This is a genomic window from Kordiimonas sp. (assembly GCF_048260245.1).
Lineage (GTDB): Bacteria > Pseudomonadota > Alphaproteobacteria > Sphingomonadales > Kordiimonadaceae > Kordiimonas.
On the sequence record NZ_JBLXGZ010000038.1, the window covers coordinates 12,450 to 31,832 of the forward strand.

General features: G+C 57.1%; 16 protein-coding genes. 7 read left to right on the forward strand and 9 right to left on the reverse strand.

What is annotated here, in order from left to right; genetic code table 11:
• Nucleotides 1-81: 81 nt before the first annotated feature.
• Entirely contained in the window at nucleotides 82-1,083 is a 1,002-nt protein-coding gene (locus tag ACN0VM_RS15485) for an aminoglycoside phosphotransferase family protein (protein WP_417451808.1), read from the forward strand.
• Here the strand turns inward: ACN0VM_RS15485 and ACN0VM_RS15490 are convergent.
• Both ACN0VM_RS15490 and ACN0VM_RS15495 read right to left on the reverse strand, forming a co-directional pair.
• Nucleotides 1,080-2,198 carry a glycosyltransferase gene (locus ACN0VM_RS15490; RefSeq protein WP_417451809.1) on the reverse strand — a complete coding sequence of 373 codons (1,119 nt, stop codon included), beginning with the start codon at nucleotides 2,196-2,198 and terminating at the stop codon, nucleotides 1,080-1,082. The two genes, ACN0VM_RS15485 and ACN0VM_RS15490, sit on opposite strands and share 4 nt — an antisense overlap.
• 113 nt (nucleotides 2,199-2,311) lie before the next feature.
• The gene (locus ACN0VM_RS15495) at nucleotides 2,312-3,169 is read right to left on the reverse strand and encodes a universal stress protein (RefSeq protein WP_417451810.1); all 858 of its coding nucleotides are present in this window, start codon (nucleotides 3,167-3,169) and stop codon (nucleotides 2,312-2,314) included.
• A gap of 139 nt (nucleotides 3,170-3,308) precedes the next feature.
• Here ACN0VM_RS15495 and ACN0VM_RS15500 point away from each other — a divergent pair, with 139 nt between their 5' ends.
• Genes ACN0VM_RS15500 through ACN0VM_RS15510 form a run of 3 tightly spaced genes read left to right on the forward strand, consistent with a single transcriptional unit; the run spans nucleotide 3,309 to nucleotide 5,718 of the window.
• Nucleotides 3,309-3,644, forward strand: coding sequence for a PepSY domain-containing protein (locus ACN0VM_RS15500; RefSeq protein ID WP_417451811.1), 336 nt, complete (start codon nucleotides 3,309-3,311; stop codon nucleotides 3,642-3,644).
• Nucleotides 3,645-3,688: 44 nt separating this feature from the next.
• Nucleotides 3,689-4,360 carry a response regulator transcription factor gene (locus ACN0VM_RS15505; RefSeq protein WP_417451812.1) on the forward strand — a complete coding sequence of 224 codons (672 nt, stop codon included), beginning with the start codon at nucleotides 3,689-3,691 and terminating at the stop codon, nucleotides 4,358-4,360.
• Nucleotides 4,357-5,718 carry an ATP-binding protein gene (locus ACN0VM_RS15510; protein WP_417451813.1) on the forward strand — a complete coding sequence of 454 codons (1,362 nt, stop codon included), beginning with the start codon at nucleotides 4,357-4,359 and terminating at the stop codon, nucleotides 5,716-5,718. Before ACN0VM_RS15505 ends, ACN0VM_RS15510 begins: the two co-directional genes overlap by 4 nt.
• Before the next feature lie 6 nt (nucleotides 5,719-5,724).
• On the opposite strand, the gene ACN0VM_RS15515 is transcribed toward ACN0VM_RS15510, so the two are convergent.
• Nucleotides 5,725-6,114: a DUF423 domain-containing protein gene (locus tag ACN0VM_RS15515; protein ID WP_417451814.1), complete on the reverse strand. Its 390-nt coding sequence runs from the start codon at nucleotides 6,112-6,114 to the stop codon at nucleotides 5,725-5,727.
• A 495-nt stretch (nucleotides 6,115-6,609) separates the two neighbouring features.
• Here ACN0VM_RS15515 and ACN0VM_RS15520 point away from each other — a divergent pair, with 495 nt between their 5' ends.
• Entirely contained in the window at nucleotides 6,610-8,262 is a 1,653-nt protein-coding gene (locus ACN0VM_RS15520; protein WP_417451815.1) for an ATP-binding protein, read from the forward strand.
• On the opposite strand, the gene ACN0VM_RS15525 is transcribed toward ACN0VM_RS15520, so the two are convergent.
• The 4 genes from ACN0VM_RS15525 to ACN0VM_RS15540 form a co-directional block, all read right to left on the reverse strand.
• A complete protein-coding gene (locus tag ACN0VM_RS15525) occupies nucleotides 8,195-8,638 on the reverse strand; it encodes a universal stress protein (protein WP_417451816.1) in 444 nt (147 codons plus the stop codon). The genes ACN0VM_RS15520 and ACN0VM_RS15525 overlap by 68 nt on opposite strands.
• Nucleotides 8,639-8,728: 90 nt before the next feature.
• A complete protein-coding gene (locus ACN0VM_RS15530; protein WP_417451817.1) occupies nucleotides 8,729-10,354 on the reverse strand; it encodes a GMC family oxidoreductase in 1,626 nt (541 codons plus the stop codon).
• 10 nt (nucleotides 10,355-10,364) lie between these two features.
• Nucleotides 10,365-11,726, reverse strand: coding sequence for a cytochrome P450 (locus ACN0VM_RS15535; protein WP_417451818.1), 1,362 nt, complete (start codon nucleotides 11,724-11,726; stop codon nucleotides 10,365-10,367).
• A gap of 134 nt (nucleotides 11,727-11,860) precedes the next feature.
• Nucleotides 11,861-12,640: a TonB family protein gene (locus ACN0VM_RS15540; RefSeq protein WP_417451819.1), complete on the reverse strand. Its 780-nt coding sequence runs from the start codon at nucleotides 12,638-12,640 to the stop codon at nucleotides 11,861-11,863.
• A gap of 373 nt (nucleotides 12,641-13,013) precedes the next feature.
• On the opposite strand from ACN0VM_RS15540, the gene ACN0VM_RS15545 reads away from it, so the two are divergent.
• Both ACN0VM_RS15545 and ACN0VM_RS15550 read left to right on the forward strand, forming a co-directional pair.
• Nucleotides 13,014-14,618 carry a DEAD/DEAH box helicase gene (locus ACN0VM_RS15545; protein WP_417451820.1) on the forward strand — a complete coding sequence of 535 codons (1,605 nt, stop codon included), beginning with the start codon at nucleotides 13,014-13,016 and terminating at the stop codon, nucleotides 14,616-14,618.
• Nucleotides 14,619-14,716: 98 nt separating this feature from the next.
• Entirely contained in the window at nucleotides 14,717-15,511 is a 795-nt protein-coding gene (locus ACN0VM_RS15550) for a hypothetical protein (protein WP_417451821.1), read from the forward strand.
• Between the two features lie 78 nt (nucleotides 15,512-15,589).
• Here ACN0VM_RS15550 and ACN0VM_RS15555 read toward each other — a convergent pair whose 3' ends face one another.
• Together ACN0VM_RS15555 and ACN0VM_RS15560 are read right to left on the reverse strand one after the other, a co-directional pair.
• Complete coding sequence (locus ACN0VM_RS15555) at nucleotides 15,590-16,078, reverse strand: energy transducer TonB (protein WP_417451822.1); 489 nt, start codon at nucleotides 16,076-16,078, stop codon at nucleotides 15,590-15,592.
• Between the two features lie 192 nt (nucleotides 16,079-16,270).
• A partial coding sequence (locus ACN0VM_RS15560; RefSeq protein ID WP_417451823.1) for a hydantoinase B/oxoprolinase family protein occupies nucleotides 16,271-19,383 on the reverse strand: 3,113 nt, incomplete at its 5' end.

The window sequence follows — 19,383 nt, forward strand, 5'->3', positions numbered from 1 at the left end:
GAAGAATGCGTGACAGTGAGGTGTCGGGGCAACTCCCGATGCCCGCTGGCAGAACCATGAACTTCCGGGGTTTGGTATTCTATGGCTGAGGCAGCAGTTTCGTCGCGTATCAGTGAACAGTATGAGTTTATGGAAACCCATGGTTGGGGGCAGGCAAGCATTGTGCCGCTTGTCCCTGATGCATCGTTCCGCAGTTACAAACGCCTTTCGCTAGGCGGTGAAGGCCGCATGTTAATGGACGCGCCGCCGAACTATGAAAACATCCATGCCTATCTGGACGTTACGGCGCACCTGCGCAGCCTTGGCCTGCGGGTTGCCGAGGTCCATGCCGAAGACCGCACGCGGGGTTTTGCGTTAATTGAGGATCTGGGGGACGACACGTTCACCCGTTTGCTGGCGGCGGGGCGCAGTTCTCTCGATCTTTATCTGACAGCGGCCGATACGCTTGTGCACCTGCATGAGGCCACGGGCGCGACAGCGATTGATCTGCCCGCTTATGGGCTGCCTGATCTCCTGCGCGAAGCAGCACTGTTCGTTGACTGGTTCGCGCCGACAGTGCGCGGTGCGGCGATCAGCCTTCAGGAGCGGGAGGATTTCCTCGGCGCTTTTTCTGAAGCGCTTGAAGGGGTCGCCGCAGACCGGCGCGTCCTTGTGCTGCGGGACTATCATGTGGACAACCTGATGGTTGTCGGTGAGGGTGATAACGCAGGCTGCGCTTTGCTTGACTATCAGGATGCGCTGATTGGCTCTCCGGCGTATGATATGATCTCGCTTTTGGAGGACGCACGCTGTGACGTACGTGAGGACGTGCGCGCGGCTGTGCTGGCCCGTTATTTTGCCCAGCGTCCCGCGCTGGACCGCGAAGCCTTCATGCAGGATATGCAGGTGCTGGGAGCGCAGCGCAACGCCAAAATAGCGGGTATATTTGTCAGGCTGAGCCGACGAGACAACAAACATCTTTACCTGAAGCATATGCCGCGCGTGCTTGGCTACATTGCCCGCTCTCTGGAGGCTCCTGTGCTTGCAGGGGTGCGCAGCAGTGTTCAGTCCATGCTGCCGGAATTTCCCTTTGTCTCGTTCTAGCGGCCCGCCAACTGCAAAAATAATGCAGCGTATCGCTCCACCATGCCTTTCAGGGTGAATTCACGTGCGGCTTTTTCACGGTTGGCGGCGCCCAAACGGCGGGCTGTCGCACGGTCATCAAGCAGGGCGTTGATGTTTTTCGCCAAATTGGGCGCGCTGGTATCCTGCACGTAAGGCGCGTTCTGGCGGCTGACCATTTGGGCTACGTCGCCGACATCGGTTGCGACAATGGGCAGGCCGCATGCCATGGCTTCTATAACGGATAGCGGCATCTGCTCGGTATCGGAGGAAAGGGCAAAAATATCAAAGGCAGGCAGGATGTCCTCGGGCCGCTCCAGGTTGCCGGTGAAAATGACCTTGTCATAAAGGCCGATGCGCTCCGTCAGCATCTTGAGTGGGCGCATGCCAATGCCGTCACCGACAATGACCAGACGCGCCTGTTTGTGTGTCTCGGCCACATGGGCGAAGGCTTCGATCAAGCGGCCGACGTTCTTCTCGGGCCTGAGTGCAGCGACGGTCCCAATTATGGTGTGTTCAGGGCCGAGAGCAAGGCTCGCCAACAGCCCAGCATCTGCGGGGCCGCTGAACCGGGCGACGTCGATGCCGTTGGGAATGTGGTTCAGTCGGGTTTCACTGATGCCCCAGTTCTTGCGGGCGATCGCGGCCAGCGTGTGCGACGGAACAACAACGGCATCGGCCCGGCGGTAGGCCAGCGACCGCGTCAGGCGGCGATGGAGCTTTTCCTGCGCTTGCTCATCGGGACCGAAGCCATCCTGAATATGAATGACCGGGCAGCGTTGACCCAGAAAGCCCGAGAGGTTCCACTCCACCGTGCCCCAGTTGCAGGTAACAAGCAGGTCCGGCTGGAATTCATCCAGCAGACGGGCGCAAGCACGCATGGCTGCAAAGCCGCTGACCTTCGGAAAAGGGGGCAGCGCATGCCCCGACACAGCCGAGCCTGACAGAAGGTCAAGAGCGTCATAACACCCGTTCATGGCATATACCGAATGCTGGAAACGCTCATCGCTACTATTGATAAGGCTGACCAGGCGACGCTGGGCACCGCCTATCTCAAAGCTTGGAAAAACATGCAGAATTTTCAGTTTGGTCCGCACTGCAGGCTCCCGGCGGCTTGAGTTCCCTCACTCTTACCTTGTTGGGGCCGCGCTAATCAAGCGGGAAACAGTTCCTCGGCGTGCTATGGTGGGGAGGGCCAGCTTATTTTATCCTAATGGCTCATGAAGATGGGCAGCTTGCTTTTGCTGACAATGTGCCGTGTCGCGCCGCCCAAAACCATTTCGCGCCAGCGCGAGTGGGAGTAAGCGCCCAGAACGATGCAATCGGCATCAATTTTGGTTGCGGTCTCCAGCAACTGATTGCCAATGCTTTCACCCTTGTCTGTGTCATTACGGGTGGTTGCGGTGATGCCGTATTCTTCCAGATAATCCTCCAGGTCTTCAAAATCGGGCCGGACAGGGTCAATGTCTCCGATCTGGACGATTGTGACTTTTTCAGCACCCAGCAGTAGCGGGATCGCACCACCTACGGCGCGGGCACCTTCGGCCCGGCCATTCCAGGCGATCATGACGTGGCGGCCAACGGACCCTGTGTAAGATCCGGGAACCATCAAGACCGAACGCCCCGAACGGAAGATCAGGTCATGGAATATGTCGTCACTATCTGGTGCGTCGCCATCTGGTTGAAGGCAGACGGTAAGGTCGGACGTGCGGGCGGACCGGCCTGCGTGGTCGTTTATCTGTCCGGTGACAACACGCCAGCGTGCGCGGCCACCCTCTGCCCGTTCACCAGTGTCCAGCAGTTTGAGGCCCTGACGGTTCACTGCCTCGCGAAAAGCAGTCTCCGCTTTGGCAGCATTGGCCTTGCCTTCTGTCTCTGCCGTATCGCATAGGTGCTGGATCATCTCTGCGGTCAGGCCTTCGCCCATGAACGGAATGGCCATGCGCGGGTCGGGCCGAATAAAAAGACCGGTCAGGGAGCCCTGACCCTGGAGAGCAAGTTCACTGGCGATGCGTGTGATCGTTGCCGCCTCAATCGTGTGTGTGAGGGGGAGCAGAATGGATTTCATCAAATTTGCCTCCGTCTGGTTTCGGCCCTATTGATAGAGCTTGTGAATACTATAGTAACAGATGTCCGTTTTTCGTCCTTGATCAGGGTCAAAAACGGTTCATCATGCGTTCACGCCTCCGACACTAAGAGTATAACTTATGACCAGATTAACTTGTATTGTACTGTTGCTTATCACATTTTCGCTGACCGGTGGCTCGCATGCTCCCGGCGCAGCCCTTGCCATATTCTCGCCCTCTGTTCACGCCATGGATGAACAGGACGATGTTCTCGATGCTATCAAGCGTGGCGACGTGATGCCCTATTCAAAAATAAAGCGCATCGTGGAATCCAAGCTGGACGGCGTGGTTGTCGGACAGCAGATCAGGCGCACCAATCGCGGATGGCAGTATGATTTGCGCGTGCGGCGAAAAGATGGCCGGGTGTTGATGGCCACTGTGAATGCGCGAACGGGCGAGATTGTCAGGACCAGATAAAAAGCTGGCCAAGGTAAAGGCCCAATTGATGCGAGGAGACTTTTATGCGGGTTCTTATTGTCGAAGATGATGCGGCGCTTGCTGAGCAGATGAAGCAAAGCCTTATCGATACCGGGTATTCGGTGGACCATGCCGAAGACGGTGAAGACGGCCATTTTCTTGGCGACACCGAGCCTTATGATGCGGTAATCCTTGACCTTGGCCTGCCCGTCATGGATGGCGCCAGCATCCTTAAACGGTGGCGCGGTGACGGCAAGGAAATGCCCGTGCTTATCCTCACGGCGCGGGACGGCTGGACCGACAAGGTAGAAGGTCTTGATGCAGGGGCGGATGATTATCTGACCAAACCTTTTATCATGGAGGAGCTTCTGGCGCGGCTTAGGGCGCTGATCCGGCGCTCGGCCGGGCAGTCAAGCCCGCAGTTTTCCTGTGGTCCGGTGCTGCTGGATACTCGCAACGGCCGCGTGAGCGTGGATGGCCGTGCCATCAAGCTGACAGCGCAGGAATTCAAACTGCTGTCGTACCTGATGCATCATGAAGGCAAGGTTATCTCTCGTACCGAACTTACGGAACACATCTATGATCAGGATTTTGACCGCGACAGCAACACCATTGAGGTGTTCGTTAATCGTATCCGTAAAAAGTTAGGTGTGCCAGTGATCGCAACGGTGCGCGGTCTTGGTTACCGGCTGGAGTGGCAAGAGGACAAGGCGTGATTGAGGCCACAGGCCGTTTTTTTCGCTCGTTGACCGGGCGGCTTCTTCTATCAGCTGTCCTGTGGTCGGCGGCGGCGCTGGCGGTGGGCGGTATGTTGCTGTCTTTTGCCTTTCGCACTTATGTGCTGACCGACATAGATCGCAAGCTGGAAATGATGATCGATACCATGGTCGGTGTCAGCGAAATTTCGCCGGAAGGTGTCCTTCGCTTTAATCAACCGCTTCTGGATCAGCGTTTTGCCGCGCCTTATTCGGGCTGGTACTGGCAAATTTCGGAGGAAGGCAGACAGGCTTTTCGCTCCCGCAGCCTGTGGGATTTCGAGCTGGTCCCCGATCTTACCAATCGCGCTTTCTCTCTCAGGCTGTCTGAGGTGGCGGGGCCTGACGGGCAGGGCCTCAGGGTGGCGGAGCGTGATATCATCCTGCCCGAAGCTGACCGAATTTTTCGCTATCAGGTGGCGACAGATACGGCCGAGGTGCGGGAAGCAATCGCGCACTTTAACTGGCTGCTGATGGGCGCTCTTGCCTTTATCATGCTGACAGTGTCGCTCGCGCTTGTCATTCAGGTTGCTTACGGTCTCAGGCCGCTCAGGAATCTGAGGCGCAGCCTGACCGAGGTCCGAAATGGCCACAAGGAACGTATTGACGGCGACTGGCCGGAAGACCTGTGGCCGCTGGCGCAGGAGATCAACGCCCTTGTCGACCAGAATGAAAAGCTGGTTGAGCGTGCCCGCACGCACGTGGGCAACCTGGCGCATGCCCTGAAAACACCTCTGAGTGTTATCATGAACGAGGTTGACGGTGACACCAGCAAGAAGGGTCAGGCAATCGCGCTGCAGGCAAAAAATATTCGCGATCATGTGGATCATCACCTGAAACGGGCGCGGATCGCCGGCGGCGGCACCGGCCCCGGCCTGCCTATCCGGGAACGGGTTGAGAAGATTGGGCGTGCTATCGAGCGTCTGAACAGAGACAAAGCGCTTGAGGTCACTGTCGTTTGCGATGATGCGCTGAAGTTTGACGGCGAAAAGGAAGATTTTGACGAGATCCTTGGCAATATTGTCGATAACGCTGGCAAGTGGGCATCATCAAAGGTGATGATTAGCGCCACGCGGGCAGAAGAAGGCTTGCGCCGCGCTTATATGGATATCCGCGTTGAGGATGATGGGCCCGGCGTGCCGGCAAAAGAACGGGAAACTTTGTTCGAGCGAGGTAAGCGCCTTGATGAACATGTACCGGGAACCGGGTTGGGCCTTGCCATTGTGCGTGACATCGTCGAACTATACGGCGGCCATGCATACCTTGAGGAAGCCCGCATGGGGGGGCTGGCAGTCGTTATGCGACTTCCAGCCAAATAGCGAGATTCAGCGTTCTTTGATTTTGAGCGCAGCGAGCGCCAGCATGACCCATCCCGCCATCAGGCACAGACCGCCGATTGGTGTCAGCCAGTGGAACGGACCAAGGCTGCCGGGCCCCATCAGAGCGCGAATATATAGGCTGCCGGAGAAAAGCAAAGCCCCAAAAAAGAAGGCAAACGCAGCCCGGCCAGGCATGCCATCATCCACCCGGTAAGCGACAAAAGCAGTGCCCAGCATAGCGAGGGCGTGGAAAAATTGATACGTCGCGGCCTGGGAAAAAAGCCCGGCACCCCCGGCGACCAGGTAGCGCGCCAGAAAATGCGAACCCAGCGCGGAAGCACCGGTGGCTATTAGCCCATGTATGGCAGCCAATAGCACAATGAAACGTGTTTCCATAAAAAAGCCCTTTTCTGCTAGTAGGTTACTCTTGAACATCCGTACCTGCGCCCAAATGATACCGGGTGAGCGGCCTAATTCAAGTCAAGTTGCGCGGCAGGCTGCCCAGTCTGGTATCAAGTGATACATCTGTATCAATTTGGGAAAAAATGACGTAAAGCATTTTTCTTGTTTGGGAAATCATAACGGTGGGCTTGGCAAGCCGATTTTTTGTGGTAGGGTTATTACAGTAATAATTGTATTTAGCACGGTGTGCGGGCATTTTAGTTGCATTAAAGTTGTAACATGATCAAAATGCCTTTGAGAGATGAAGACAGTATCGCACGACGGGGGTCGTTTCGCGGGAGTGGCGCGCTGGTTTTGATACCGGTGTCGCTGTCGTTTCTGTGGGCAGGCGGTAGTTCACTTGGGGTGGGGCACGTATGTTTAACCGGCGCAAGTGCGCTGTGCTTTTGATTGCTGACTGGCGTCAGGTCAAGAGTAAAGGAGACCGCAGTGCTGCAAGAGATTATCAATACCGCCAATATTGGTTTTGTTGTTGTTGGACCCCACTACGATATTCGCCTCTGGAACCGCTGGATGGTGCAGGTTACCGGCACCGAAAGCGAAGTGGCTTGCTGCCGTACCCTGCTGGATGTTTTGCCTTCGCTTGAAAATTCCGCACTGTTGGAAAAGATTAACGCTGCGCTTAATGACGGCATGTCGGTCCGCCTACCCGCATCGGACAGAGACAGTATATCCGAACTTGGTTCGATGAATATTCTGATTCAGCCGCTAAAAACTCGCCGGAACATTCACTCCCTTAAACCTGTAACAGAAGACCGCGCGGACCCCTTATGTCTGATTCAGTTTAGCGTGCCCAGTGAGCGTTTGGCCCCAGTGCCGGCGCCGTTGCACGACGCGGAAAGTCCGCAACACGTGCAAGATGGTGCAAGGCTTGAGTTTCTCGCGACGGTCGGTCATCAGATCAGGACTCCTGTAAATGGCGTGCTGGGTATTGCGGAACTGTTGAGCGGGACCAAACTTAACCACGAACAGCAGAAATATGTTGAATTGCTGGTGCGCTCCGGCCAGTCGCTGTTGGATTTTGTCAACGAAATGACAGACCTGTCTCAACTTGAGGCTGGCCAGCTTTCGCTTGAGAAAGAATCATTCAACCTACCTCGGCTTATGCAGGAAGGGATGAACCTTTTTGCGTCTTCCGGGTCTTATAAGGGCGTGAAGGCGGTGGTGAACCTTGACCCTGATTTGCCCACCTTCGTCCGTAGTGATGCTGTTAAGCTGCGGCAGATTTTGGTCAACCTGTTGTCAAATGCATTCAAATTCACCGATCAGGGTGTGGTGTCGCTTACGGTGAAATATTCCGGCGATGAAAGTAAAGGTGACCTTGAGTTTGAAGTGTCGGATACCGGTGTTGGTATACCGGCAGGACGGCTCAATGGCCTGTTTGAGAAGCTTCGCGTCGATGCATCGGGCGTGACCCGCCTTTTTAACAAAACCGGCCTGGGGCTTTTTATCTGTCAGGGACTTATAGACTTGTTCGGCGGTAATATTCGGGTCGAAAGTGCGGTTGGCAAAGGCAGCATTTTTACCGTGACACTGCCCGTTGAGGTTGCGGATGAACGCACAGGTCTCGCGATAGAGAAAGCTGAACCAGCGCCAAGCCTGCATCAAAATGGCCCTTGGCGGGTTCTGGTTGCAGAAGATCATCCCGTTAACCAGACGCTGATTGAAAAATTGCTGGAGAGCCGGGGCCATGAGGCTTTGATTGTCGCGAACGGACAGGAGGCGGTACGCGCCATGCAGGTGGACGGTCCATTTGATATCGTGCTGATGGATATTTCCATGCCGGTGATGGATGGTCTTGAGGCCACGGCACTTATTCGCTCGCTTGTAGGCAAGCCTGGCCTGACTCCCATTATTGCCCTTACCGCACATGCGCTGGACGGTGATCGGGAGATATTCCTTGAAGCCGGGATGGATGGTTATCACAGTAAGCCGCTGGATGCTCCCAAGCTATTTGAGACCATGGCGCGCACTATTGCGGCACGCGCCAAGGCCAGCGGTAAAGCGGATGCCTTTAAGGCACCAGAACGATCGGCACACCAAGTGAGTGCGCCAGCGAGTTCGCCACGCTCCCCAAAATAAGATCCGCCACGCGAGAACGGCCGCGCCGACCGATAAACAGTTGATGAATCTTCTGTTTTTTCACCTGTTCACGGATGACCTTAACCGGATGACCCCAGTAAAACTCACCAGAGATTGTAACGCCACTTTCTTTGTGCCGCTCAACGATTGGAGCAAGGATCTCTTCACGCGCAACACGTTCCTCTTCCTGTTTTTCAAGTGGCCGCACAGCGATATCTTCCATGTTAAGCGGCTGGTAGCCTGACCAAGGAATAACCGTGATAAGGCAAACATCGGCCCCGGTAAGCTTGGCTTGCGTTATGGCGTGGTCGGCAGCGCGGTTGCCCCACTCACTGCCGTCAACTGCGACAAGATAATGTTGTTTGCTTTTGGTCATGAAAAACCCCCTTCGGTTGCTATGTTTAACGCATCAATACCGAAGGGGGAGTGGGCAGTCCTTGATTTCCATCAAAAGCGCAAGGCAAGGCTAAGCGGCCTCCGGCTTTGCAGATTTTTTGATCATGTCAGCGCATTTTTCCGCAATCATGATAGTGGGTGCGTTGGTGTTGCCACCAATCAGGCGCGGCATCACCGAGGCGTCAACAACGCGCAGCCCTTCAACACCGATGACCTTGAGTTCCGGGTCGACCACGCTGTTGGCGTTGTCGCGCGGCCCCATGGCACAGGTACCCACCGGATGATAGATGGTCTCCGCCTTGTCGCGAATGATAGCCTCTGTCGCTGTATCGTCGTCTATGTCCACCCCATGCCACGGGTCTTTTTCCCGTTCGGTCAGCTCCTTGAGCGCGGGCTGATGCATCAGCCGACGCACCATCTTCACCCCCTCGCGCATCACCCGCATATCCTCAGGCGCCGAGAGATAATTGGGGTCGATCTTCGCGGGTGCCAGCGGATCGCTGGAGGCAAGGCTTATAGTGCCGCGGCTTTGTGGCCTTAGCTGGCAGATATGAATGCCATATCCGTGTTCGTGAGCATCCTCAAAGCCGTGCGGTTTGTCAGCCATCGCCAACATGATGTGGAACTGGATATCTGGCCGCTCCAGCGCTTTGTCCGTCTTGAGGAAGGCCCCAACCGGGGTCACGCAGTCAGACAGGACACCGGGCTTTTTCATCAGCCATTTCACCAGTTCAGGCAGGCCACGGTGTGGCGCCTGGTATCGGTACACGGAAATAGGGTCGACAAGATGAGCATAGACCGTGGCATCAAGATGGTCCTGCATGTTCTTGCCCACGCCGTTAAGTTGATGCAGTACCGGTAGACCGACGGACTGGATATCCGCCGGGTCACCGATTCCCGAAAGTTGCAACAACTGCGGGCTATTGATGGCGCCACCACACAGGATGACCTCGCGGCCAGCGTGCCATGTCTCGGTTTTGCCTTTGCGGGTCAATTCAATGCCGGTCGCGCGGCGCCCCTTCAAAATGACGCGGCGCACCTGAGCCTCGGTCAAAATGGTCAGGTTGGGGCGCTTTTTTGCGTCGGCGAGATAGGCGCGCGATGCACTTTGGCGGCGTCCTCCCTTGATGGTTTGGTCATACCAGCCCACGCCTTCCTGTTCCGCGCCATTGAAATCGTCCGTGAACGGCAACCCCATCTCACTTGCGGCATTCAGAAAGGCAACATTGATCGGATTTGTAGAGGTGTGCTGCGTTGTTTTCAGCGGGCCACCTTTGCTGTGGAAAGCGTCTTCCGTGCGGTCGCTGCCCTCTGCTTTTTTGAAATAGGGCAATACATCATCGAAGCTCCAGCCGGTGCAGCCCATTTGTGCCCATTCGTCATAGTCGCGGGCGTGACCACGAACATACAACAACCCGTTGATGGAGGATGAGCCGCCCAGTACCTTACCTCGGGGCCAATAAAGTTTGCGCCCGTTGAGGTTTTTTTGTGGTTCGGTCCAATAGTTCCAATTGAGCTTGTTGGGCGGCACCACCTTGATGATCATGCCTGGCGCGTTAACCGCCATCTGGCCGTCTTTTTTGCCGGCTTCAATGAGCAGCACCGAACGGCGGCTGTCTTCGCTGAGGCGGGCGGCCATGACGCAGCCAGCAGAACCGGCCCCGACAACGATATAGTCAAAGGTCTTGTCGTTCACACCGCCACCCCTAACTTTTCAGCGCTTCAAGCGTGACGGGCAGGCCGTCCACCGGCTTGATCAGCGGCATGATCTGGAAGGTGGTTTTGTACCCCTCGGGCACACGAATGTCATAATGTGGCAGCAGGTGGGTCATGATAACCTTGGCCTGCATATAGGCAAAGTGCAGCCCCAGGCACATGTGTGCGCCGCCGCCAAACGGCACCCAGGCGAAGCGGTGTCGTTCCCGCGCCCCGCCTTCGGGTGAGAAACGCATGGGGTCAAAATCCATCGGGTTTTCCCACACGGCAGCATCCCGGTGGGTTGCCACCATGGAAATACCGATCATGGTGCCCTTGGGGATAAGGTGCCCGCCGAACTCCACATCGCGCACGGTCTCGCGCGCGACGGCAGGCACTGGCGGGTTCAGCCGAAGCGCTTCCTTGAAAGCGTATTCCGTCAGTGTCAGCTTGTTCATTTTTTCATAGGGCAGGCGGTCATCATTGAGGCCGAGCGACTTGATCTCGGTGCGCAGCTTATCCTGCCAATCACGGTGACGACCCAACTCATACACCAATGTGGTCACAGAACTGGTGATGGTGTCATGCGCTGCCATCCAGAGGAAAATCATATGGTCGATAATTTCCTGGTCGGTGAAGGTGTTGCCTTCGTCGTCCCTGGCCTGACAAAGCTGGGTAAAGATATCAGTCGCCTCCACCGATCGCCGTTCGGGAATCAGTTTACGTAGGAAGTCGACCATGAAGGCGCGGCCTTTCACGCCTTTGGCCATCAGGCTGCCGGGCAGGGGCACACGCACGATGCCCACCGACGCGGCTACCATATCGGTTAACGCCTTGTTCACGCGTTCACTGTCCTTGCCCGGTTCGAGGCCGAGAAACACGGTGGTGGCCATATCGAGCGAAAGTTGTTTGATTGCCGGGTAGAACTCAAAGCTGCCAGCCTCTCCCCACGCCTTGATGCGTGACGGCATGTCATCGTTTAGCCGTTCAAGATAGCCTTTCATTGGCCCGGTCTTGAAGGCAGCGGCCATAATGTGCCGGTGGGCCTTGTGTTCGTCAAAGTCCATCAACATCAGGCCGCGTGGGAACAGGCGCCCAAGGAAAGCGTTCCAGCCTTTTTCGCTTGAGAAATTGCGCCCCTTGTCCATCAGCACAAACTCGTTGGCATCCGGCCCCATCATATTGACGGTATCGCGGAAAAAACTGTTTGAACGGTAGACGTCGCCATAGGTTTCGCGCATGTAGCGACCAAAGCCTGTGGGGTCTTTGAGAACCCGCAATGTCTGACCAATAATGGGCCAGCCCATTTCACCCGGGATGTCTTTTAGTGTGGCACGCTTCCCGTTCGTGCCGCCTTGTGTAACCGTCGACATTCATGTCCCCCAACAGTTGCTGCCTAAAATACGGAACTATACAGTCCAGAAATAACTATAAGGCAGTCGGGGCGCGAGTCAAACGCGCTTTCCGCACGTCATGAGAGTATTGCGAATAACCTATATTCCCGCATTCATTTTCTTGAGTGGCCTTTCACCATTTTTTGCGTGGCGTCCCACGGGGCGAAGGCGCAGCGATCGTCGCTTGCCTCGGCGGGCAGGTCGCCAAAATAAAAGTCGACTTTCATATTGGGCCGTGCGACCGCCTCGCCGGCGACCATAAATTCGGAATACTTCCAGTCGTCCAGCATATCGGTGGCAGCAGCATCAAACCGGCCTTCCGGAATGGAGGTAATCACCCGGACATTCTCCACACTGCCGCCCGCTGTAATGTCATAGCCCATGGTGATATGCCCGGCCGTTTTTTTACGCGCGGCCTTCAGCGGCATGATCAGTTTCATGCACTGTTTGAGGCTTTGGTAGGGGTTTTTGGGGTCGCCCAAGGTGGACGGCAGTTCCGGCAGGCTGGTGTGGGTACAGCTTTTGCTTGGTGCAGGGCCATAGGTAAAGGTGATCGGTACATCTGTGCGCTGTGCCAGTTCGCCGTCCCTGACGTAGCCGAAATAGCGCCAGCGCCTGAGCGCCCGCTCAACATAACCATTCATGCTGACGTCGTGGTTACCTTCTTGTATGCGGATATTTTCCACCTCGCCATCGGCTCGGATGTCAAAAAGCACCGCGATGCTGCCCTTCAGCCGTTTGCGTTTAACCGAATATGACATGCCGGGGTTGGTGCAGGAAGACAGCTGCCAGAGTGCGTTTTGTGGCTCCGGCGTATCACGCGCTTGCGAGGGGGGCATCCCGCTGCCAACAACAAGGACTGTGCAGGCTACTGCGATACGGTGTAGTTTCATTTCAGTCCCTCATGATCATCCGGAAGAGGTGGTCGATATACGAACAGGCTATAACATCGCAAACACTCCATGGTGATCTTTTCTTCAGTATGGCCATTCGTTCAGGATGGAGCAGATTGCTATTCCCTTGCTATTGCCGGTGATTCGTGTTCTAAGCTCGGCCAAGCACTGCGCGAAGATGGCAGCATCAAAAAAGCTGCTGGCGGTGACTTTAGAGAGCAATCGTCTGTAATTAGGGACAGTTGCCATAAGATTTCGGTGCCTTGGGCACTATGGACCCGGCAGCTGATCTCCGCGAGCTTCCCATAAAAATAATATCGTTGCCTGGCATTGGCCGGGTGGGCCGCTTGCAACGACAGATGAAAGCTTGATTTTGAAGCAATTTACTGACCTCGGACTTGCCGAGGCTCTCCTTCGTGCCATATCGGACGAAGGCTATACGACTCCCACTCCCATTCAGGCCGAGGTTATCCCCGCCATGCTGGCAGGGGATGATGTTATTGGCATCGCACAAACAGGTACCGGTAAAACCGCGTCGTTCGTGCTGCCGCTCCTCAACAAGGTGGCAAATAATCGTCGCATCCCACGGCCGAAAAGCTGCGGCGCGTTGATCCTGACACCGACGCGTGAGCTGTCGGCACAGATCGCAGACGGCATTGCCCGCTACGGCAAACACATCAAACACCATGCCACTGTTGTGGTTGGTGGCGCGCGCCCTGGCCCGCAGGTGAAAGCCATGGCGCGTGGTCTTGACATTCTTGTCGCGACGCCGGGCCGCCTTGAAGACCATATGCGCTCAGGTGCAATCCGGCTTGACGAGACGACAACGGTTATCCTCGATGAAGCCGACCAGATGCTGGACCTTGGCTTCATGCCTGCCATTCGCCGCATTATGGCTGCCTTGCCGAAGACACGCCAGACAGCGCTTCTTTCGGCCACCATGCCAAAGCAGATTCGTGCGCTGGCACAGGATTTCCTGAACAACCCGCGCGAGATTTCGGTGACGCCAGTCTCGAAACCTATTGAGCGGATTGCGCAAAGCGTGCGCCATATGTCCAAAGGCGACAAGCGCGATGCACTGGTAAACATCCTCAAGGGTGACACGGTGGAACGCGCAATTGTGTTTACCCGCACCAAGCACGGCGCCAACAAGGTTGCACAGCACCTTGAGAAATTTGGCATTTCGGCGGGCGCCATTCACGGTAACAAGAGCCAGAACCAGCGCGAGCGTACACTGGCGGATTTCCGCAAAGGCAGTGTGCCAGTGCTGGTTGCGACTGATATCGCCGCGCGCGGAATCGATGTTGACGGCGTCTCTCATGTTGTGAATTTTGAGCTGCCGAATGTGCCGGAAGTATACGTACACCGTATTGGCCGTACTGCACGCGCTGGTAACAGCGGTATCGCGATTTCGCTGTGTGACGAGACCGAGCGCGCGTACTTGCGTGATATTGAACGGCTTACCGGCCTGAAGGTGCCAATTGACGGTGAAGGTCCGCAAGGCCCCGATCAGGCACCGGAGCCGCAAGGCGCACGCAACCGCGGCGGTAGACAGGGTGAGCGCTCACAAAAGCCGGCAGGCAACCGTAACCGTAGCCGGAATGGCGGCGGCGCGGCACGTCAGGCCAGGGGAACCGGCCAGCGTGAGACTGAGCGCAACGCGGAGCACAAGCCGGCCAGAGCTGAAAACGCCGGACGCGGTGAACGCCAGAGCCGGCAAGGCGGCGAGGCGCGGCAGGCCAAGCAGGGCGGTCAGGACCGTAATGACCGTCAGGGGCGCAATGAGCGCAATGATCGTCAGGAAACCAACTCAAACCGGCCGCGCCGTGCAAAACGGTCCGGCGGAAATTCTGGTGGTAATGGTGAAAATCGGCCACCACGCAAGGGTGAAGGCGATACGTCAAGCGCGGGGCTGGCCCGTATGCTGGGCAATATCGAACGCTCACAAAGCAAAGCCCGCACTCAGGACAGCGCCTGATTCTTCCGCCTTGCGGGGTTGCCGGGCAATTAGATAATAAAGCCGCGCCGAATAATCGGCGCGGCATACTTAGTTCCTGCAGCCTGAAAGGCAATGCAATGAAATCTGTATATCCGACTGGCAGTGGCGCGCGTGCGCTGCTGCTTCCTCTCCTGTGTGCCCTGTTCTTTGGGTCCGTTGTTTTTGCCACGCCTGCCATGGCACAACAGCCCGCAGCGGATGTTCCCGCGAATGCAGAGGCCAGGAGCTACGGCAGTGGCTGGCAATGTCGTCGCGGTTATAAACAGGAAGGCGATACGTGCACCAAAATCGTGGTGCCTGCCAACGGGTATGTCACCGGCAACGATTACGGCGCCTTGTGGGACTGCGACCGCGGGTTCGTTAAAAAGAGCGGAGCTTGTGAAGCCTTGCCTGTCCCGGCAAATGCCTATCTCAGTGCCTCGGGCGACCATTGGCGGTGCGACCGTGGTTACCGCCAGGAGGAACAGGCCTGTGTGGCAGCCAAAGTCCCGGAACACGGCTTCCTGACCGACACCGCCTTTGGGCCGGGTTGGCAGTGTGAACGCGGCTACAGCAAACAAAACGATACCTGTGTCGCCATTGCAGTGCCGGCACACGGTTATCTGACCGACAGCAACTATGGCCCGGGCTGGAAATGCGATCGTGGTTATCAGGTTTCCGGCGCCCGCTGCACCGAGGTTTCCGTTCCGCCCAATGGGTACCTGACGGTGGACGGAGACGGCTGGAAATGTAACAGAGGGTATAGCCCAAGAGGCGGTTCGTGTGAGCAAGTTGTGTTGCCTGAAAACGCTCATCTGGATTACACCGGTCAGGATTGGGAGTGCGCGCGCCCTTACAGCAAAGAGAGTAACGGTTGCACACTGCGCCGGTAGATAGCTACAAAAATTGTTGTGGTGGGGTATCAACACCAGCGGGGCTCAGGCACCGCTGGTGCTGATCGCCAAGGTGCATCAGTTGTTCAGCGCTGCGGTGGTGCTTTCCGGCAGCGATGTGTGTGTGCACTCCTTGCCTTTTTCGGCCTCGTTATGACCAAAGGTAAATGTCAGCGCCACATCCTCGCGCCCCCTCTCTTTGCCATCTTTCATATAGGCAAAATAACGCCAGCCGCGCATGGCGCTTTTGACATTTCTGTCCATCACGCCTGCAGGGACACTTTCGATAATACGAATATTGTCCACCTTGCCGTCTGGCAGGATGTCATACAGCACGGAAACATGGCCTGAGATGCCGTCGCGTTTCGCTTCATAAGCGAGGCGCGCACCTTTGCAGCGCGAGGCAAGCCAATAGCCGTTTGTCGGTTCATCGCCTGCGTTTGCCGCAGTGGTCAGTGCCGCGGATACCCCCACCGCTGCACCGGCGATGAACAGTGTGGCAACCAGATGGCCGACAATGCAGCCTTGTGCCACGCTACGCTTGAACTTGGATACTGTGGATTGCATGGTGATCCCTTCCTCTTGAGAGAAATGTGTTCATGCTCCACTGTCGTGACGTAAGTTCCCCGTTTGATATCAGCTACTTCCCTGTGCAGCCTTTTTTTGCCCCATAACATGGTGCGGTCCTGTGCGGTCCCGCCAGCGGGAGTATAGTCCCAAAGCTGTACAAACGCAACCTGGGCCCGAAGGTCCGTCCTGTCAGGGTTTGCCAAAACCGCCGCCGCCCGGTGTTTCGATTGTGACACGTTCGCCTGCGGCCAGCGTTACCTGATCGGCGGCGCGCAATAGCTGTGCAGTGCCGTCGGTGCGCATGACTGTTGTTACACCCGGTGCGCCCGGCTCGCCACCCTTCAGCCCGGGCGGGCCTTCTGCGCGGTGGCCTGAGAGGATGGCAACCTCCATATCCTCGAGGAAACGGATGGTGCGTCTGGCACCATTGCCGCCGTGCCAGTGGCCTGCGCCACCACTGTTCGGGCGTATGCCAAATTCCTCAATAACCACCGGGTAGCGCCATTCCATGACCTCGGCGTCTGTCAGGCGACTGTTGGTCATATGGCTTTGGATCGCATCGGTACCGTCAAAACCGTCACCCGCGCCCGTACCGCCAGCGATCGTCTCATAATACTGGTAACGGTCGTTCCCGAAGGTGAGGTTATTCATTGTGCCTTGTGCGCCAGCCATGGTGGAGGTCGCCAGAAAAAGCGCATTGGTGACAACCTGGCTGGTTTCCACATTGCCAGCGACAACGGCTGCCCCGGCGGCCGGGTTCAGCATGCAGCCCTCTGGCACAGTCAGCCTGATCGGTTTCATGCATCCGGCGTTCAGTGGGATATCCTCGCCGGTCAATGTGCGGAACACATAGAGTACAGCGGCCTTGGTGACGGCAAGGGGAGCGTTGAAATTGTTGTCTTGGGTGGAACTTGTACCGCTGAAATCAACGGTAATTTCCCGCGCTTTCCGGTGTATGGTCAGTTTCACACGGACTTCCGCGCCGCAATCCATCGGGTAGTGCGCCTCGCCATCGGCAAGTCTGGTGATGAGGCGCCGTACCGCTTCTTCGGCATTATCCTGTACATGGCCCATATAAGCGGCGACGACATCGGCGCCAAATTCGCCAACAAGCCGGTTCACTTGCGCTGCGCCGCGCTCATTGGCGGCAATCTGCGCTTTGAGGTCGGCGAGGTTTTGGCCGATGTTGCGCGCCGGATAAGGGCCTGCCGCCAACGCTGCCTTTACATCGGCTTCCATGAAACGGCCCGCGTCGACCAAATGAAAATTCGTGAAGCGGATGCCTTCCTCTTCAAGCGTTTTCGAATGCGGCGGCATTGATCCGGGGCTTAAGCCCCCCACGTCGGCATGGTGCCCGCGCGAGGCGACATAGAAGCCGGGCGCGGTCTCGCCGGTTAGAAAGACGGGCGTGATCACGGTGATATCCGGCAGGTGTGTGCCGCCCGCCATCGGGTCGTTGAGCATAAACACGTCGCCGGGTTTCATGGTGCCGTCACGCGCCCTGATAATGGCGCCGACACTTTCGCCCATACTGCCAAGGTGTACCGGCATATGAGGGGCGTTTGCGATAAGGTTACCGTCCGCGTCAAATACCGCGCAGGAGAAATCCAGCCGTTCCTTCACGTTCACACTGTGGGCGGTTTTGGCCAGCACGCCACCCATTTCCTCCGCAACCGACATGAAGAGGTTGTTGAAAATTTCCAGCATGATCGGGTCGACGGTTGCGGTATCAATCGTGGCCTGCGATTTTTCTTCGGCTCGCGTCAGAATCAAGGTGTCGCCGGTCATCAATTCGGCGTGCCATCCAGGCTCCACCAGCGTTGTGCCGCCATTTTCCAAAATCATCGCCGGGCCGGATACCGGGTGTCCGGGTCTGAGGTTTGCACGGTCATATACTCCGGCCTCCCGCAGGGCGCCACGCGCGAAAAACTGACGCACATCGGCGGCGTCTGTTTCATCGCCGGAGGTGCTAATGTCCAGCGCTGAGGTGGCTGCACCACCGATGGCTTCCGCCTCCACGGCTTCAACAATAATTGTCTGGCCTTTTTCGGTGAAACCGAAGCTTTTTTTATGCGCGGCTTCGAAGGCTTCGTGCATATCGGCACGGGAGCCGAGCGGCACGCTGAGTGTGGTGTCGGTCCCGTGGTATTTGAGGCGCACGGAGGTGTGCAACGTTTGCGCAGGTTTCCCGACGCCCTGTGCCTCGAGGGCCGCTGCCGCACGTGACGCCGTTGCTTTTGCTGCGGCCGTGACAGCCGCCGTCTCCCCGAGCCGGCATTCAAGCGCCTGTTCTTCAATCACCCGCTGGTCGGCAAGGCCCATACCCAGCGCGGATAACACGCCGGAGAAAGGCGGTACAATAACCTTGGTGATGCCCAGCGCGTCGGCAACAAGACAGGCGTGCTGTCCGCCCGCGCCGCCGAACGTCAGCAGGCCGTATTTTTTGATGTCATGCCCGCGCATGACGGAGACCCTTTTGATGGCGCGCGCCATATGTTCGACTGCGACCCGCAGGAATCCCTCTGCCATTTCCTGTATGCTCATGCATGTGCCGCTGTCGGCTTCAAGGTCAGCTCGCAGCTTCTTGAACCCGGCGACTGCTGCATCAACGTCAAGCGGCGCATTGCCGCCCTTGCCGAATACCGCCGGGAACAAGTCCGGTTGCAATTTTCCTAGTATCACATTGCAGTCTGTAATGGTGATGGGGCCACCACGGCCATAGGCTGCCGGGCCGGGGTAAGCGCCCGCTGACGCAGGCCCAACCTGAAACCGACCGTCACGTATGGCGCAGACCGAGCCACCGCCTGCGGCCACGGTGTGAATGTCCATCATGGGCACGGTCATGCGCACACCGGCCACCACGGTATCGAATACGCGTTCGTATTCCCCGGCATAGTGGCTGACATCCGTGGACGTGCCGCCCATATCAAAACCGATAAGGTGAGTAATACCTGCGCGCGCGCCGCTTTTGGCCGCGCCCACAATGCCGCCAGCCGGGCCGGAGAGCACAGCGTCCTTGCCCTCAAAGGCGGTTGCTGCCGCAAGCCCGCCGTTTGATTGCATGAAATATAACGGTGTGTCGCCCACGGCGCGCTGCACTTGCTGTACATAGCGGCGCAATATTGGCGACAGGTACGCATCTGCAACGGTAGTGTCGCCGCGCGGCACCAGCTTCATCAGCGGGCTGACGTTGTGGCTTGCCGAGATCTGGGTGAAGCCAACATTAGCGGCTAACGCGGCGGCACGGGCCTCATGCGCGGTATGGCGATACCCGTGAACAAAGACAATGGCAACGGAGCGCA